General features: G+C 74.2%; 15 protein-coding genes and 2 pseudogenes. 8 read left to right on the top strand and 9 right to left on the bottom strand.

All coding sequences use genetic code 11. The features are described 5' to 3' along the window. Window positions 1-166 precede the first annotated feature (166 nt). The 3 genes from AB0L21_RS14555 (at window position 167) to AB0L21_RS14565 (ending at window position 1,890) form a co-directional block, all read left to right on the top strand. Entirely contained in the window at window positions 167-1,198 is a 1,032-nt protein-coding gene (locus AB0L21_RS14555) for an SDR family oxidoreductase (RefSeq protein ID WP_365708417.1), read from the top strand. A gap of 44 nt (window positions 1,199-1,242) precedes the next feature. Continuing rightward, window positions 1,243-1,488 carry a hypothetical protein gene (locus AB0L21_RS14560; RefSeq protein WP_365708415.1) on the top strand — a complete coding sequence of 82 codons (246 nt, stop codon included), beginning with the start codon at window positions 1,243-1,245 and terminating at the stop codon, window positions 1,486-1,488. 222 nt (window positions 1,489-1,710) lie between these two features. Further along, window positions 1,711-1,890 (top strand): hypothetical protein, encoded by a 180-nt coding sequence (locus tag AB0L21_RS14565; RefSeq protein ID WP_365784228.1) that lies wholly within the window; start codon window positions 1,711-1,713, stop codon window positions 1,888-1,890. A 195-nt stretch (window positions 1,891-2,085) separates the two neighbouring features. On the opposite strand, the gene AB0L21_RS14570 is transcribed toward AB0L21_RS14565, so the two are convergent. From AB0L21_RS14570 to AB0L21_RS14585, 4 genes and pseudogenes are all read right to left on the bottom strand, one after another. Continuing rightward, a complete protein-coding gene (locus AB0L21_RS14570; protein WP_365708413.1) occupies window positions 2,086-3,375 on the bottom strand; it encodes an ROK family transcriptional regulator in 1,290 nt (429 codons plus the stop codon). An 86-nt stretch (window positions 3,376-3,461) separates the two neighbouring features. After that, entirely contained in the window at window positions 3,462-4,439 is a 978-nt protein-coding gene (locus AB0L21_RS14575) for an aminoglycoside phosphotransferase family protein (protein WP_365784229.1), read from the bottom strand. A gap of 22 nt (window positions 4,440-4,461) precedes the next feature. Beyond that, window positions 4,462-4,756: pseudogene (locus tag AB0L21_RS14580) on the bottom strand (hypothetical protein); the annotation flags it as partial. A gap of 256 nt (window positions 4,757-5,012) precedes the next feature. Then, the gene (locus AB0L21_RS14585; RefSeq protein WP_365784231.1) at window positions 5,013-5,999 is read right to left on the bottom strand and encodes a DUF3626 domain-containing protein; all 987 of its coding nucleotides are present in this window, start codon (window positions 5,997-5,999) and stop codon (window positions 5,013-5,015) included. Window positions 6,000-6,087: 88 nt separating this feature from the next. Here AB0L21_RS14585 and AB0L21_RS14590 point away from each other — a divergent pair, with 88 nt between their 5' ends. The 4 genes and pseudogenes from AB0L21_RS14590 (at window position 6,088) to AB0L21_RS14605 (ending at window position 9,623) form a co-directional block, all read left to right on the top strand. Next, the gene (locus tag AB0L21_RS14590; protein ID WP_365708409.1) at window positions 6,088-6,582 is read left to right on the top strand and encodes an FBP domain-containing protein; all 495 of its coding nucleotides are present in this window, start codon (window positions 6,088-6,090) and stop codon (window positions 6,580-6,582) included. Window positions 6,583-6,662: 80 nt separating this feature from the next. Further along, entirely contained in the window at window positions 6,663-7,913 is a 1,251-nt protein-coding gene (locus tag AB0L21_RS14595; protein WP_365784233.1) for an aromatic acid exporter family protein, read from the top strand. 17 nt (window positions 7,914-7,930) lie between these two features. Beyond that, a pseudogene (locus AB0L21_RS14600) lies at window positions 7,931-8,371 on the top strand (hypothetical protein); the annotation flags it as partial. A gap of 112 nt (window positions 8,372-8,483) precedes the next feature. After that, window positions 8,484-9,623, top strand: a complete 1,140-nt coding sequence (locus tag AB0L21_RS14605; RefSeq protein ID WP_365784343.1) for a lactonase family protein — start codon at window positions 8,484-8,486, stop codon at window positions 9,621-9,623. On the opposite strand, the gene AB0L21_RS14610 is transcribed toward AB0L21_RS14605, so the two are convergent. Both AB0L21_RS14610 and AB0L21_RS14615 read right to left on the bottom strand, forming a co-directional pair. Next, the gene (locus AB0L21_RS14610) at window positions 9,591-10,313 is read right to left on the bottom strand and encodes a DUF2470 domain-containing protein (RefSeq protein ID WP_365784235.1); all 723 of its coding nucleotides are present in this window, start codon (window positions 10,311-10,313) and stop codon (window positions 9,591-9,593) included. The genes AB0L21_RS14605 and AB0L21_RS14610 overlap by 33 nt on opposite strands. 103 nt (window positions 10,314-10,416) lie before the next feature. Then, entirely contained in the window at window positions 10,417-11,025 is a 609-nt protein-coding gene (locus AB0L21_RS14615; protein WP_365784237.1) for a TetR/AcrR family transcriptional regulator, read from the bottom strand. 121 nt (window positions 11,026-11,146) lie between these two features. On the opposite strand from AB0L21_RS14615, the gene AB0L21_RS14620 reads away from it, so the two are divergent. Further along, entirely contained in the window at window positions 11,147-12,688 is a 1,542-nt protein-coding gene (locus AB0L21_RS14620) for a cytochrome P450 (RefSeq protein ID WP_365784239.1), read from the top strand. Here the strand turns inward: AB0L21_RS14620 and AB0L21_RS14625 are convergent. From AB0L21_RS14625 to AB0L21_RS14635, 3 genes are all read right to left on the bottom strand, one after another. Then, the gene (locus tag AB0L21_RS14625) at window positions 12,650-13,498 is read right to left on the bottom strand and encodes a pentapeptide repeat-containing protein (protein WP_365784241.1); all 849 of its coding nucleotides are present in this window, start codon (window positions 13,496-13,498) and stop codon (window positions 12,650-12,652) included. The two genes, AB0L21_RS14620 and AB0L21_RS14625, sit on opposite strands and share 39 nt — an antisense overlap. Window positions 13,499-13,556: 58 nt before the next feature. Beyond that, window positions 13,557-14,300, bottom strand: a complete 744-nt coding sequence (locus tag AB0L21_RS14630) for a PIG-L deacetylase family protein (protein WP_365708396.1) — start codon at window positions 14,298-14,300, stop codon at window positions 13,557-13,559. 72 nt (window positions 14,301-14,372) lie between these two features. After that, complete coding sequence (locus tag AB0L21_RS14635; protein WP_365784243.1) at window positions 14,373-15,674, bottom strand: alpha/beta fold hydrolase; 1,302 nt, start codon at window positions 15,672-15,674, stop codon at window positions 14,373-14,375. Window positions 15,675-15,730: the final 56 nt, after the last annotated feature.

A 15,730-nucleotide genomic window follows, 5' to 3' on the forward strand; every position in this document is an offset into this window, starting at 1 on the left:
CCGAGAGGCGACCGCCATCCGCCCCCACCACCTGACCGCCCCGGTCGTGATTCCCCCGTCACGGCCGGGGCTTCCTCATGCGGCCCCGTGCCGCGTGTGCGGACGCGGCGCCCGGGTACCCGGCCGCTCGTCGCAGCCTCCGCCGCGCCGACGAGAGGAGCCGAAGGTGAGCAGCTCAGCGGGCAGCAGGATCGTCGTGACAGGCGCCACCGGCAACGTCGGGACGAGTGTGGTGCGCCTGCTCTCCGAGGACCCCGACATCAAGTCGGTGCGCGGGCTGGCCCGGCGGACGCCCGAGTGGTCGCCGCCGAAGACCGAGTGGTCCGCCGTGGACCTGGCCGGGGACCAGGCGAACCTCGCCGAGCGGTTCGAGGGTGCCGACGCCGTGATCCATCTGGCCTGGGCCTTCCAGCCGACGCACGATCCGGCCACCACCTGGCGGACCAACGTGCTCGGTGGCATCCGGGTGTTCGAGGCGGTCGCCGCGGCCCGGGTGCCGGTGCTGGTGCACGCCTCCTCCGTCGGGGCGTACTCGCCGGGACCGAAGAACCGCCTTGTGGACGAGTCCTGGCCGACGCACGGCTGGCCGGACGCCGCGTACTGCCGGGAGAAGGCCTATCTGGAACGCACGCTGGACGTGTTCGAGCGCGACCACCCCGGAGTACGGGTGGTCCGGATGCGCCCGGCGTTCCTGTTCAAGCGGGAGTCGGCGAGCGAGCAGCGGCGGATCTTCGGCGGGCGGTTCCTGCCCGGTCCGCTCGCCCGGCCGGACCTGCTGCCGTTCCTGCCGGACATCCCCGGCCTGCGGGTACAGGCACTGCACACGGACGACGCCGCCGAGGCCTACCGGCTCGCGGTGCGCTCGGACAGCGCCCGGGGCGCCTTCAACCTGGCCGCCGATCCCCCACTGGACGCCGGTGTGCTCGCCGAACTGCTCGGCTCCCGGCCGGTACGGCTGCCGCGTACGGCGGCCCGCTCGGCCATCGCCGCCGCCTGGGGGCTGCACCTGCTGCCCGCCTCCCCGCACCTCTTCGACGCCGTGCTGCGGCTGCCGCTGATGGACTGCGCGCGGGCGCGCGCCGAACTGGGCTGGGAGCCCCGGCACACGGCGACCGAGGTGATCCAGGAGTTCCTCGACGGCCTGCGGAAGGGCGGCGGGATGGAGACCGAGCCGATGCGCGGGCGGAAGGTCGGCTGAGCGCATCCGGAGCATCGAGCGAGCGACGAGGAGCGGAGAGGACCATGGCGGTGCGGGAACCCGGTTCCGGGTCCGGAGCCGAGGAGCGGCCGGTGCCCCGGGACCTGCCCGACCAGCAGGCCGGGCCCGACGAGGACCCGTGGGACGTGACCCCGGGACACGCGGTCGACGACGAACCGGACGAGGACGCCGTACCGGACACGGACGAAGCCGGCACCGGCCCCCGGGGCGCCCCCCGGCCGGGCACGGTACACCCGGAACACCCGAGCCCGGACGAGCCATCGGCCTGAGCGGGGGCCGCCGGCCGAGCCCGGGCCTTCTACCTGAGCGCGGGGCAGCACGCCCTGTTCCGGCGGAGGTCGGCCTGACCCAGGACACCTCGGCCTGGCCCGGTGCCGTCGGCCTGAGCGCGGTGTGCCGTCGGCCCGATCCGCACCCGGCCGCCTGAGCCTGGTGCCCCCGGCCGAGCCCGGGCCGTCGACCTGAGCGCGGGGCAGCACGCCCTTGTTCCGGTGGAGGTCGGCCTGACCCAGGACACCGCGGCCTGGACCCGGCGGACGTCGGCCTCCACCCGGGACACGGCGGCCCAGTCCCGAGCCTGCGGCCTGGACCCGAAGGACGTCGGCCCCTACTTGGGACACCCGACGGCCCACTCCCAGAACACGGCAACTGCTCCGACCGGCCGCGCCTGACCGGGAGCACGGCGGCCCAGTTCCAGGGCACGGCCTGAGTCCAGGGCGCGGCGACCTCAGCCCGGCGAATCTCGGGCTCAGCCCGGCGGGCATCGGCCTCAGCCCGCGGACGTCGGCCTGAGCGTGGGCCCCCTCGGCCTCGGCCAAGGGCACGTGCACCTCACCCAGCGGACGTCGGTACGTCGGTTCGCTCCCTCAGTGCGGGGCGCGTTCCTGGAGTGCTGCTCGCCAGGCGGGCAGTCGGTCCTCGGTGGCCGGTTCGGGGCGGCGCCCGCCGCTGGCGAAGAAGTCGGCGAGCGGCAGGATCGCGGCGCCGACGGTGACCGCGTCCGGGCCGAGCCGGCCGAGATCGATGGTCACCTTGTCGGCCGGGTGCCGCAGGGCGTACGTGGCCGCGTGCCGGCGTACGGCGGGCAGGAACCGCGTGCCGAGCTGGAGCCCGGCCCAGCCGCCGATGAGGATCCGCTCGGGCTGGAAGAGGTTGATCAGATCGGACAGGCCGGCGCCCAGATATTCGGCGGTCTCCTCCAGGACGGCCAGCGCGACCGGGTCGGCCGTACCGCCCTCGGACGGGTACGCGGCGGCGAGCATCGCGGTGAGCGCGGTCTCCTCGTCGGTGTCCTCGGGCGGTCGGCCGCCCTCCTCTCGCCAGCGGGCCAGCAGCGACTCGGCGCCCGCGTAGGCCTCCAGGCAGCCGGGCGCACCGCAGCGGCAGCGGCGCCCGCGCACCCGTACCGTCAGGTGGCCCCACTCCACGGCCCGCCCGTGCTCCACCTCGGGGGTGACCAGGCAGGCGCCGACACCGGAGCCGAAGAGCACGACGACGGCGTTGCGCGCGCCGCGCCCGGCGCCGAACCACATCTCGGCCTGGCCGAGCGTCTTGGCGCCGTTGTCGATGAGGTACGGCACCCCGTCGGGGAGCTGGGAGGCCGAGCGGAGCAGCTGCTCCAGCGGGACCGCGTCCCAGCCGATGGTCTGCCCGTGCACGACGGCACCCCGGTCCGGGGTGTGCTCCACGATGCCGGGGACGCCGACGCCGACACCGAGCAGCCGGTCGGGGGCGGCCTGTTCGGCGGTGAGGACCTCGGCGACGCCGTCGCGGATGTGTCCGGCGATGACGTCGACGTCGTAGCCCTGCGGGGTCAGCGGGCGCTCGACGCGGGCCAGTTCGGTGAGGGCCAGGTCGAACAGCTCGACGCGGACGCGGGTCTCGCCGACGTCCACGCCGATCATCTGGCCGCTGTGCGGGGCGACGCGCAGCAGCGTGCGCGGCCGGCCGCCGTCGGAGTCGACGCTGCCGGCCTCCTCGACCAGGCCGTCGGCGATCAGGTCCGCGACCACGTTGCTGACCGAGCCGGAGCTGAGTCCGGTGGCCGGGCCCAGCTCGAACCGGCTGAGCGGGCCGTCGAAGTACAGCCGTTGGAGCACCGCCGTGCGGTTGCCTCGTCTCAGGTCGCGTACCGTGCGCCCGTTGCGCGCCGCCATGTGGCTCCCTTCACGAACCCTGCCCGACCTGCAACATACCCCTTCGGACAGCCGGGGCGCGACATTCTCCCAACCCTTAGTTCACGCTATGAGCTAAGGCTGAGGCGTTTGATCTCGTCCAGCGCGGCGACAAGTTCCGGCCCGACGGTCTCCCGTCTCCACCGCCGCCGCTCCGCGTCGACCGCCCGGGGCACCGTCCCGACCAGCATGATCAGGTAGAGACAGGCGTGGTAGCGCGCGAGCCGCAGCCGCTCCGAGCGGTCGAAGGAGACCCGGCCGCCGGCGTCCCGGTACCCGGCGAGGAAGTCCTGGTCCTTCTCGATGTCGTCCAGCAGGGCGAGCGAGACGAAGTCGGCGACCGGGTCGCCCCAGAACATGCGCTCGCCGTCGATGAGCCCGCCGACGCGGGACCCGGCGGGGGTGCGGTGGACCAGGACGTTGCCCGGCCACAGGTCGAAGTGGACGGCGCGCGGCGCGGTGACCTCCTCCAGCACGTCGTAGCCGGACCGGAGGGTGCGGGCCACCTCGTCCACGGGGCACGGCAGGTCGGCCGCGTAGTCTCGGGCGTCGGCCAGCTGGGCGTCGGTCATCGCGGTGAACGCCGTCCTCCAGTGGGGGGCGAGCGGGCCGAGGGCGCCGGACGGGTAGCCGGAGCCGGGGCCGGTCACCCGGTGCGGCCGGGCCACGTGGCCGCCCGGCTCCCGGCGCAGGGCGGCCTGTTCGGCGGCGGTCAGGGAGTCGTCCCAGGGGGTGCCGGGGCAGTGGGTCTGCAGGATGTGCCGTGCGGCGGGGCTGCCGTCGGTGTGCACGGTGCGGGGCGCGGGGACGCCGGCCTCGGCGGCAGCGCGGCGGAACTCCTCCTCCGAGCGCAGCAGCCGGGACTCGTAGCGCAGGCCCGGCCCGTCCGGCGCGACCTTCAGCACATAGCGGCGGCCGTCGGTGAGCCGTAGTTCCTCGACGGTGTTGTAGGTGCCGCCGCCGAGCGGGCGCACCCCGCCCGGCCGGGCGGGCGGCAGACCCGCCGCGGCCAGGATCCGCCGGGCCCGTTCCTCCGTGTCCCGCACCCCGCGCCCCTCCTCCGGCGGCTCAGCCCGCCGCGTACACGTCCTCCACACAACGCCCGTCCGCCACCAGCGTGTCGAGCCACCGTTCGGCCGCGGCCTCGTCGGCGCCGGGGGTCCGTTCCCGGTACAGGGTACGGAAGGCCGCGCGGACGCCGGGAGCCATCCGGGCGCCGTCGCCGCGGACGCGCGGCGCTGAAGGCGGGGCGCGGCGGGACCGCGCCGGCCCGCCCGGCGGCCCGCGCCTCCTCGGCGTGCAGGTGGTCGGCGTCGGGGGCGTCGCAGCCGAAGTGGAGGAGTTCCGCCGGGAGTCGGGCGCCGTACGGCGGGCGGCCAGGCACTCGGAACGCCTCGCGGCAGGGCTGGGCGCGGGCGTACGCCATGAGGGCGGCGTGGCCGGTGCGGGCCGCCGGTGCGGAGGAGTTGGAGTAGTCGCGGGGGGCGGGGGCACGCCGGCCGTGGCCGCCGGACCGGTCCCCCCGCCCCGGTGGCGGTTGCGGTGGGGTCTGTTCGACACCCGCGAAAGCCATGGCGGCAGGATCGGCACCGGCCACGTCGACAGGCCTCCCAGAGACCTCAGCCGCAGCGCTCCGGTGGGATCTCCGCGGCGGCGCCGCCCGTGGGCGCCATGGCCGCAGGCCCTCCGGGGTGGGCCGCGGTGTCCGTGCGAGGCGGGAGCGCCGGCGGCGGGGGGAGCCTTGCCGTTCCGGCGCCGTCCGGGGATCCGAAGCGGGCCAGGGTGTGCCAGACCATCTTGAGGGCCTGGAGGTCGTACCGGGCGCTGCGGGCCGCGTCGCCGATGACGCGGGGGGTGATGAGGCCGCGGTCGGCGATGCGGGCGCCGAGGTCGGCGTACTCCGGGCCGCGGTAGCCGGCGTGCCGGCGCAGTGCGGGGACGGTGAGGCGGTAGCCGGGGTGCCACGCGAGCGGGAAGGGCAGGCGCCGGGCGGCCGTCTCCACCGGTGTGCCCCGGTAGCCGGCGTCCAGTACCAGCGCCTCGACGTCCCGGTCGAGCAGCACGCCCCCGTGCACATGGGCCTCGATGTAGTCGTTGAGGGCGTCCTGCTCGTCGGCCTCGGCGAGGGCGATCAGCGGCATGGCGCCGGCCACGCCGAAGTCGGTGGGCTCGGTCGCGCTGTCCGGGTAGCAGAAGGTGGCCCGGGCCAGGACCGCTCCGGAGAGCCTGAGGTGCGAGGAGCCGAAGCGGGGGGCCGCGCCGACCACCTGGTGCCGGAAGTCCAGCGCGCCGTACACCGGGCGTTCGGCCGGGTCGGCGTCGTCGTACGCGCCGCCGAAGATCCGGCTCTCCCAGCGCGTCCGGTCGCCGCCCGGGTGGGCGGTGAGGCCGCCGTTGCTGGTGCCGGTGACGAACTGCGAGTGGTACGCGCCGTCCCGGGCCAGCGACTCCAGGATCGGCAGTCCGCCGGAGATCCGGTCGGGGTGGAAGTTGACCGTGATGCGCAGGCTGGGGTCGAGCGGTGGACCGGACGCGGTGCCGGTGACGTGGTCCAGCGCTCGCCGGGCACGCTGCGGCAGCGCGGGCGGCCTGCACCGGAAATCCATTGGCTCACCCCCGCACGGCTAAATAGGATAGCCGCTAACCTAGAGGCTCTAGGTCGCCCGCGCGACTGGTAATCCGGAAGGACCCCCCATGAGATCGCTCACCGAGCAGGACATCCGCAACTCGTTTATCAACTGCTCCAAGGGCGAGGCCAAGCGTCTGGCCGTCCCGCGCGATCTCGGCGACCGCCCCTGGGACGCCCTGGACTTCCTCGGCTGGCGCGATCCGGGTGCTCCCGACCGCAGCTATCTGGTCACGGAGCGGGAGGGCCGGCTCGTCGGTGTGTCCCTGCGTTTCCCGGCCTCGCGGCACGGTTTCCTGCACCGGAGCATGTGCTCGGTGTGCCTGACCACGCATCCCGGCGGCGGGGTGTCGCTGATGACCGCGCGGAAGGCGGGTGCGGCCGGCCGGGAGGGCAACTCGGTCGGGCTGTACATGTGCACCGACCTGGCCTGTTCGCTGTACGTGCGCGGCAGGAAGGCCCCCGAGTCCGGCACCCGGTTCGAGGAGAGCCTGACGCTGGAGGAGCAGATCGCGCGCACGACGGGCAATCTGGCCGCCTTCATCGACAAGCTGTATGCGTAAGCATCTGGCGTAAAAACAGTCGGACACAGTCCGCAAACAGCTACGTTCGACGCACCCGAGGAACGGGAACAGGCCAAGGGATGCGCGAACGACAGTTGACCACGGGACTACTGCGTCTGGCGAAGCGCCGCCGGGAGCCGGTGGTCGTCCAGACGCTGCGGTCGGCGGCGGCGGCGACGGTCGCCTACGTGATCGCCCTCAGACTGAGTCCCGAGCCGGCCCCGCTCACCGCGCCGCTGACCGCGCTGCTGGTCGTCCAGGTGACCTTCTACGCCACGCTCACCAACGGCATCCGCCGGGTGAACTCGGTGGTCGCCGGCGTCCTGGTGGCCATCGCCTTCAGCGTGCTGGTGGGCCTGACCTGGTGGAGCCTCGCACTGCTGATCGTCGCCGCGCTGGCCGTGGGACACCTGGTCCGCGTCGACGAGTACGTCGCCGAGGTGGCGATCAGCGCCATGCTGGTGCTCGGGGTCACCACGGTCGGGTTCACCGCGTGGGCGCGGATCGTCGAGACGCTGATCGGCGCCGTCGTCGGCACCGCCTGCAACCTGCTGCTGCCACCCCCGGTGTGGGTGGACGAGGCCGGCCGGTCGATCGAGGACCTGGCCCGGCGGGTGCGCCAGCTGATGCTGCGGATGGGCGAGGAGGCCGGGGGCCGGATCCCCTGGGAGCGGGCGGCCGAGCGGCTGCACGAGGCGCGCCGGCTGGACCATGACATCGTGCAGGTGGACGCGGCACTGCGGCAGGCGGAGGACAGTCTGCGGCTCAATCCACGGGTGAAGGAGGGGCTGCTCCACCGGGTGGTGCTGCGCACGGGTCTGGACACGCTGGAGATCTGCACGGTGGTGCTGCGGGTGCTGGCCCGCTCGTTCACGGACCTCGCGAAGGCCCGTGGGTCGGACGAACTGTTCCCGCCCCGGGTGGGGGCGACCGTGGAGCGGCTGCTGTCGGAGATCGCCGACGCGGTGGTCAGCTTCGCGGTACTGGTGACGACCCATCTGAGCGAGAACGCCGAGTCGGCGGAGGCACGGCTGTCGGCCGAACTGCACACGGCGGCCGGTACCCGGGACCGGCTGGCCGAGCTGCTTCAGGAGGAGATCCGCAAGGACTGGGCGCACTGGCAGCTGCTCGGGGCCGTCCTGACCGAGACGACCAGGATCATCGACGAGCTGAACACCGAGCACCGCACCCGCCGTCTGCTGGAGGAGCTGGACCGGGTCTCGCGCGGGCAGCGGGCCAAGCTGCCCCGGCTCGCCCGGCTGCGCGACCGCCTCGGCGTCCAGGAGGAGCTGTGGCGGAACCGCGCGGGGTTCGGAGAGCGTTACCGGTGAGGAAGCCGCCGGGCTCCGCTCGCCCGTGGCGCGCCACGGCCATGGGGCTCGGCGTCGGCGGTTCGATGCGGCAGGTGGTGTACCAGGACGGCCGGCCGCTGGACTGGTCGGAGGAGCCCGCCGGGCGGGTGTTCACGCACCTGGTCATGCCCCGGAGTGGCGCCGGATCACCGGCGGGGCACCGCCCCCGTCTCCAGGGGACCGGGCGGCGTACACCCGGACGGGCCTGCCTGCCCTGGTACGACTGCTACGACGCGGAGGCCGTCCTGGAGCCGTGGCAGGCGCCGCCCGCCCGCCAGGTGACGCCGCTGAAGGACGCGTCGGGCGAGCCGGTGGAGGACGGGACCGGTCGCACCGCGGCGTTGCGCGTCGTGCAACGGCCGTTGCCGGGCTTGCCCTTGGCGTCACCGACAGGCCAAGGTGGCTGTCACGAGTGGGGCGACCGACGACTGAGGTAGCGGCATGGGCACGGAGGCACGGACGGCTGGAGAGGGGTCTCCCCTCCCCCGGCGGGACCGGGGACCGGACCGGGAGCACGGCGGCTGGACCAGACGCCGCTTCGTCGGCGCCGTGGCCGGTACGGCGGCGGTCGTCGTGGTGCCGTCCCCCGCGGCCCCGCCGGCGAACACGCCGGCCACGGGGGACAAGCCGGAGGCGGCCCCGCCGCCCCGGAAGCCGTCCGGCCCGCGCCCGCTGTACGTGGGCACCTACACCTCCGTCGAGGGCGGTGGCACCGGCATCGGCCTGGCGTCGTACGACCCGGAGTCGGGCCGGATCACCGGGTCGGGCACGCTCACCGGGGTCCCGGACCCGTCGTATCTCGCCGTGCATCCGGACGGCCGCACGCTGTACGCGGTGGACGAGCGGGAGGACGGCGGGGTGACGGCCGTACGCCTCGCGGACCGGCGTGTCCTCGGCACCCGGAGCACCGGCGGCGCGGGCCCGTGCCATCTGTCGGTGCATCCCTCCGGGCGCTGGCTGCTCAGCGCCGACTACGGTTCGGGCAGTGTCGCCGTGCACCCGATCGACGCCTCCGGCGCGCTGGGCGAGCGCACCGCTCTGGTCACGCACGGCTCGCCGCCGCCCGGTCCCGGCCAGCAGGGGCCGCACGCCCATCAGTTCCTCACGAGTCCGGACGGCGGCCACGTCCTCGCCGTGGACCTCGGCACCGACACGGTCTACACCTACCGCCTCGACCGGGTGAAGGGCACGCTCACGGAGGTGGCACGGGCACGGACCCGGCCCGGCGCGGGACCGCGCCATCTGACCTTCCATCCGGGCGGCCGGTACGCCTACCTGGCCAACGAGGTGGACGACACCGTGGCCGTGTGCGCCTACGAGCCGGGAACCGGGCGCCTGACGATCGGCGAGCCGCAGCCGACGGGCTCGGGCGGCGGCGCGAACTATCCGGCGCAGATCCTGGTGACGGCGAACGGCCGGTACGCGTTCCTCGCCAACCGGGGTCACAACAGCCTCGCGCGGTACGCCGTCGAGGCCGGCGGGGCCCGGCTGCGGCTGCTCGGCACGGTGCCGGTGGGCGGGGACTTCCCCCGGCAGATCGCGTTCTCGCCCGACGGCCGGCTGCTGTTCGCGGCGAACCAGCGCTCGGGCACGGTCACCGTCTTCCGCGTCGACCCGGACAGCGGTGAACTCCGCCTGACCGGTGAGCCGTTCGCGTCACCCGTCGCCGTCTGCGCGCTGCCGCTGTAGCGCCCGGGGGCAGCCGGCGGCGGCCTGGGCGAGCAGGGCGTGCAGGCGCTCGGTGAGCTGGGTGACGTCGTCGGCGGGTGTGTGGAAGGGCAGTCGTACGTCGCCGTGGGCGCGGGTGCGTTCGATGCGCAGGGTCAGTCCGTGCCGGTCGACGGCGAGCGGAGCCACCCGGGTCGCGGCGTGCAGGCTGTCGGGCCGCACCAGGCGGGTGAGCCGCTCGACGGCGTCCGGGTGGGCGTCGGCGAGGTGGGTGAGCAGCCGGGACTCGGCGCCGGCCAGGGGGTCGGGCCGGGCGGCGGTGAACTCGTCCAGGTCGACCACCACGGCCCCGGCGGACCGGCGCAGCACCACGCGGGTGGGCCGGAAGAGGAGGGTGCCCTCGGACGGGGCGAACCAGCCGGACAGGAAGAGCCGGGCGCGGATGCGGTGGCGCACCGGTACGGGCGCCACGTCGGCGAACTCCAGCAGGGCGGAGGGTTCTTGGCGCGGGGCGCACAGCACCGCCCCGAACAGGCCGCTGTCGTCGGGCACCGCCAGCCGTACCGCGCCGTCCTCGGTCACGGTGTGCGCGCCGACGTACTCCTCGCGGACGCCGTCCGCGGTCACCGCGCACGACCACGCGGCGGCCAGCACCGAGCGTGCCCGTTCGGCCGCGCCGGGGGCGGCCGTCCAGTCCTGCGTGTCATCCATCCGAGACCTCCTTATTAGGTAAGGCTGGCCTAACCTATCGAAGATCGGAGCGCACGCCAACCACGCCGCACCGGCTGACGGAGTCATTCCCGCCCCAGCGGGTCTAAGCGAGGACGCCCAGCAGAGCGCGGGCGCACAGGTCGCGCACCTGCTCCCGGCTCAACTCGCCCTCCCCGCGCAGCCATTCGAGGCAGACGGCGGTGGTGAAGGCGAGCCAGCCGCGCACCGCCAGCCGCACCCGCGGGGCGGTCTCGACGGCCGGCCCGAACTCGGGATCGGCGGCGAGGGCGGCCAGGATCTGCTTCTCCTGGGCGGCCAGCGCCCGCTGGTAGACCCGGCGCACGGCTTGGTCGCCGGCCGCGTCGGCACGGTGGAAGGCGCGGAAGCCGTGGGCGTGCGCCTGGACGTAGCCGAGGTAGACGTCGAGGCCGGCGGCGAGCTGCTCGCGCACCGGCACCCCGGGCTCGGCCGCCGTCATGCGCAGCATGCGCGCGCTCTCCCGCTCCACGACGGCGGCGAAGAAGTCCCGCTTGGTCGGGAAGTAGTGGTACAGCAGCCCCCGCGAGACCCCGGCGATCTCGGCGACCTGCTCGATCCACACGTCGTCGTAGGGGCTCTCCGAGAACAGCCTCGCGCCGACCGACAGCAGTTGCTCACGGCGTTCCTCCGTGCTGAGTCTGCGCCGGGCGCGCTCCCCCTGGTTCGCGGGCATGGCGTCACTTTACTTGACGTCGGTTCAACAAGGGCACCACACTGGAACGCGTTATTGAACCCACGTACAACACGCGGGCGTCACCGCGTCAACCATCCGCTGCGCCAAGGGAGATCGCGTCATGGCGGCGACGACGGAGACCATCCAGACCCGGCTGCCGAAGGGCTTCCGGAGCGCCGAGCAGGGCTGGCCCGAGCTGCGCCGCATCCCCCGTCCGCCGCGCCGGCTGCCGCTGCTCGGCGATGTGCTCGGCGCCGACCGGCACCGCCCTTTGCAGGACTCGATGCGCTTCGCGCGCGAGCTCGGGCCGATCTTCCGACGCCGGGCGTTCGGCAAGGAGTTCGTGTTCGTGTGGGGGGCGCGGCTCGTCGCCGACCTGGCCGACGAGTCCCGGTTCGCCAAGCACGTCGGGCTCGGCGTCGCCAATCTGCGGCCCCTGGCCGGCGACGGCCTGTTCACCGCCTACAACCACGAGCCCAACTGGCAGCTGGCGCACGACGTCCTGGCACCCGGGTTCAGCCGGGAGGCCATGGAGGGCTACCACGGGATGATGCTGGCGGTCGCCGGCCGGCTCACCGAGCACTGGGACCGTCACCTGGCGGCCGGGCGCACCGTGGACGTGCCGGGCGACATGACCCGGCTGACCCTGGAGACGATCGCCCGGACCGGCTTCGGGCACGACTTCGGCTCCTTCGAGCGGGACCGGCCGCACCCCTTCGTCACGGCGATGGTCGGCACGCTCAGCTACGCACAACGGCTCAACAGCGTGCCCGGGCCGCTCGCCCCGCTGCTGCTGCGCGCCGCCGCCCGGCGCAACGCGGCCGACATGACCCTCCTCAACCGCACGGTCGACGCCCTGGTCGCCGCCCGGCGCCGGTCCGGCGGCGGCGAGGGGGACCTGCTGGACCGCATGCTGGCGACGGCGCACCCGGAGACCGGGGAGAAGCTGTCGCCGGAGAACGTCCGCAAGCAGGTGATCACGTTCCTGGTGGCGGGCCACGAGACCACCTCCGGCGCGCTCTCCTTCGCCCTCCACCACCTCGCCCGGCACCCCGAGATCGCCGCCCGGGCCCGCGCCGAGGTCGAACAGGTCTGGGGCGACACCCCGCGACCCGGCTACGACCAGGTCGCCAAGCTGCGCTATGTCCGCCGGGTGCTGGACGAGTCGCTGCGGCTGTGGCCGACCGCGCCCGCCTTCGCCCGCGAGGCCCGGCGGGACACCGTCCTCGCCGGGGACCATCCGATGCGCCGGGGCGCGTGGGCCCTGGTGCTGACGCCGATGCTGCACCGCGAGCCGGAGGTGTGGGGCGAGGACGCCGAGCGGTTCGACCCGGACCGCTTCACCGCGGCGGCCGTCCGCGCCCGGCCACCGCACACCTTCAAGCCCTTCGGCACCGGCGCACGGGCCTGCATCGGCCGCCAGTTCGCCCTCCACGAGGCGACCCTGGTCCTCGGCCTGCTGCTGCGCCGCTACGACCTGCACGCCGACCCGGGCTACCGGCTGACCGTGGCCGAACGGCTCACGCTGATGCCCGAAGGGCTACGGCTGCGGCTGGAGCGGCGGCCGGCCCTCAAGGGGGGCGGCGAGAAGCGCCACACCCCGGCCGGACCCGCGGAACCCCTGTCAGTGAGCCGCTGTCCAGTGCACAGGGCGACTGAGTGACGCCGGCAGACGAGTACCCCCGCTGCCCCGCGCGGCGTTCAGCTGCGGCTGGGTGAGGAAGAAGGCGCCGGTGAGGTCCGCATCGGTCAGGTCGGCGTCGCGCAGGTCGGCACCGATCAGATCCGCGCCGCGCAGATCGGCACCGGTGAGGTCGGCGGCGATGAGACAGGCACCGCGCAGGCTCACCCCGCGCAGATCGGCGCCCCTGAGGCGGGCGCCCATGAGGTCCGCGCGCCTGCGGTCCCTGCCCCGGCCCTTCCCCTTGCCCTTGCCGCCGACGCCGGCCCGGGCCAGCTCGCTGGTGCGCAGCAGGAGCACGTTGACCTCCTGCCGGTGCGCGGCCACGTCCAGCGCGGCCAGCTCCTCGGGAGTCTGCCGGGTCAGCCGCTCGGTCCGCTCCAGCGCCCGGCGCAGCTCGGGGTGGACGGGCCGGGCGGCGGGCAGGCCCAGCGCCTCGGTCAGGTACCACAGCAGTTCGTGCAGCTGCCGTACGACCGGGAACACGTCGAACATCCGGCGCGCGTGCTCCGTCGATCCCGTACGCCAGTCCTGCCCGCCGAAGGTGACCTGCGAGACCTTCTGGCCGGCGCCGAAGCAGTCGTAGACCGTGCAGCCGGTGAAGCCCTTCTGCCGCAGGCCGGCGTGGATGCCGCAGCGGTGGTCGCCCTGGAGGTTCGGGCACGGCTTGCCCGCGGGTTTGTCCAGCGCGAAGTCGGCGGAGCGGGCGAAGGGCAGGGCGACACAGCACAGCCCGAAGCACTGCGCGCAGTCGCCGCGCAGGTCGGAGGGGTCGGCTATCTGATCCGGCATGGGGCCAGCCTACTGACCTGCGAGCTTGCCCCCGCAGACGGGAGTTTGACGACAGGGCCTAGCGGGCGAACAGCTCGAAGGCCACCGCCGGTGTGCCGCCGAAGCGCTCGCCGGTGGCGTTGGTGGTCTCGGTCAGGAAGTCACGGACGTAGGCCTCCGGGTCCCGGTCGGTCAACGCCTCGATGTAGGTGCGGTGTGCGAGCAGTGAGCGCACCGCCCGGTCCAGGCCCGGCCTGGCGTCCACGGCGTGGGTGGGGCTGCTGGAACCGGCGACTGCCACCCAGCGGACGCCGTTCCAGGGCTGGAGGCCCTGCTCGGCGAGTTCGGGGAAGATCCAGCGGTTGCCCGCGTCGGCGGCGGCGTCCAGGGTGGCGCGGCCGACCGCGACGTGGTCGGGGGTGTTCCAGGCGACACCGCCCCAGGTGTCGCGGTGGTTGAGCGTGACGACGAGTTCGGGGCGATGGCGGCGGATCGCGGCGGCGATGTCACGGCGCAGCGCGCTGCCGTACTCGATCACGCCGTCCCGGTGGTCGAGGAACTCCACGGTGCCGACGCCGACGACGGCCGCACCGGCCCGCTGTTCACGCTCGCGCAGCGGGCCACAGGTGGCCGGGTCGAGGGTGTCGATGCCGGCCTCGCCGCGGGTGGCCAGCACATAGGCGACCTCACGGCCGGCGTCGGTCCAGGCGGCGACTGCCGCGGAACACCCGTATTCGAGGTCGTCCGGGTGGGCCACCACGGCGAGGGCTCGCTGCCAGTCGTCGGGCAGGGGCTGGAGTTCGGTGATCTTCGCCTTGGTCATGGGCGGCACACTATGCCGCCCCGCCCCCCGCGCAACGTCTTCACGGCGCACCCCGGCCGCATATCGCGTACGTCACACCTCGTCTCGCACCAGCGCCAGCAGCCGGTCCAGCACCCGGGGCGCGCCCGTGCGCAGGCCGTCGTGCTCGTACTCGTTGGTGACCCAGGGGCGCAGGCCACGGATCGCGCCGGCCGTCTCCAGGGAGTGGGCGGTGTCGACGTACATGTCGTCGTGGTAGACGGCCGCGGCGACCGGGACCTCGTTGGCCGCGAGCCGCGCGGGGTCGTAGAGGGGTCGCCAGTCGGTGCGAGCGGCGAGCAGTTCTGCCGTTTCGCGCAGCGGGCGCAGGGCCGGGTCGGCGTCGAACGTCCAGGGGTGGACCGTCTCGCCGGTGAACAGGACCGGGCTGTCGCCGGTGAGGGCCTTGGCCGCGTCGAACTGCGGGAACTCGGCGCGGACGCGCTCGGCCGACCAGGCGGTGGGGCGGGCGTCCTGGCCGTAGATCGACTCGTGGACGAGGGCGTAGAGGGGGTGGGCGGCGTACGACAGGAGGGACTGGGCCTGCTCCTGGAAGGCGTCGGACAGCTCCAGACCGGCCGGGGTCACCACGAAGGCGTCCTCCAGGAGGTGGTGCAGCCGGTGGCTGCCGTCGCTCGTGCCGAGCATCAGGCCGAGGGACTGGAAGGCCTCCACGGTGAAGCGGTAGCCGTTCGGCAGGACCACGTCGTGGGTGAGGAGGTGGTCGGCGATCCGGCGGGCCCGCTCCACGTCCCGCGGGTAGCGGGCGTAGTGCGCGGCGACCTTGCGCTCGACGCGCGGGTAGGCGGCCCGGTAGACGTCGTCGGCGTGGGCGTGCAGGGAAGGCAGGCCGCCGGTGATGATCGCGGTGGCGATGCCCTCGGGGGCGAGGGAGAGATACGACACCGTGCAGAAGCCGCCGAAGCTCTGGCCGAGCACGGTCCACGGGGCGCCGCCGGTGACCTGGGGGCGGATGGCCTCGCAGTCGCGGACGATGGAGTCGGCGCGGAAGTGGGTGAGGTAGTCGGCCTGGGCGGCGGGGCCGCCGCGCAGCGGGAGCGTCTGCCGGGTTGCGGGTGTGGAGCGGCCGGTGCCGCGCTGGTCGAGGAGCAGGACGCGGTACTCCTTCACGGCCCGGTCGAGCCAGGCCTGACGTCCGACGAAACGATTCGCCCCGAAGCCGGGGCCGCCCTGCAGGTACACCAGCCAGGGCAGGTCCTCCCCGGCCTTGTCGCTCGCCACCGCCTCACGGGCGTACAGCTCGATGGTCTCGCCGCCCGGGTCGGCGTGGTCGAGGGGCACGGTGAAGTGGCGGTCGGTGAGGACGACGCCGGGCTGGCGGTAGCTGAGGCTCAACGGGTCTCCTGGGACGGACGGGCTGGACGTCTCCCAGTTGAGCACATGGGCGGATC

It is taken from the genome of Streptomyces sp. NPDC052721 (assembly GCF_040678315.1).
Taxonomy (GTDB): Bacteria; Actinomycetota; Actinomycetes; order Streptomycetales; family Streptomycetaceae; genus Streptomyces.

Excerpts from the sequence above, each read along its gene's own strand:
- AB0L21_RS14585 (WP_365784231.1), bottom strand. The coding sequence starts at position 5,999 with ATGGATTTCCGGTGCAGGCCGCCCGCGCTGCCGCAGCGTGCCCGGCGA.
- AB0L21_RS14610 (WP_365784235.1), bottom strand. The coding sequence starts at position 10,313 with ATGGATGACACGCAGGACTGGACGGCCGCCCCCGGCGCGGCCGAACGG.
- AB0L21_RS14630 (WP_365708396.1), bottom strand. The coding sequence starts at position 14,300 with ATGACCAAGGCGAAGATCACCGAACTCCAGCCCCTGCCCGACGACTGG.
- AB0L21_RS14590 (WP_365708409.1), top strand. The coding sequence starts at position 6,088 with ATGAGATCGCTCACCGAGCAGGACATCCGCAACTCGTTTATCAACTGC.
- AB0L21_RS14620 (WP_365784239.1), top strand. The coding sequence starts at position 11,147 with ATGGCGGCGACGACGGAGACCATCCAGACCCGGCTGCCGAAGGGCTTC.
- AB0L21_RS14625 (WP_365784241.1), bottom strand. The coding sequence starts at position 13,498 with ATGCCGGATCAGATAGCCGACCCCTCCGACCTGCGCGGCGACTGCGCG.
- AB0L21_RS14560 (WP_365708415.1), top strand. The coding sequence starts at position 1,243 with ATGGCGGTGCGGGAACCCGGTTCCGGGTCCGGAGCCGAGGAGCGGCCG.
- AB0L21_RS14615 (WP_365784237.1), bottom strand. The coding sequence starts at position 11,025 with ATGCCCGCGAACCAGGGGGAGCGCGCCCGGCGCAGACTCAGCACGGAG.
- AB0L21_RS14570 (WP_365708413.1), bottom strand. The coding sequence starts at position 3,375 with ATGGCGGCGCGCAACGGGCGCACGGTACGCGACCTGAGACGAGGCAAC.
- AB0L21_RS14595 (WP_365784233.1), top strand. The coding sequence starts at position 6,663 with ATGCGCGAACGACAGTTGACCACGGGACTACTGCGTCTGGCGAAGCGC.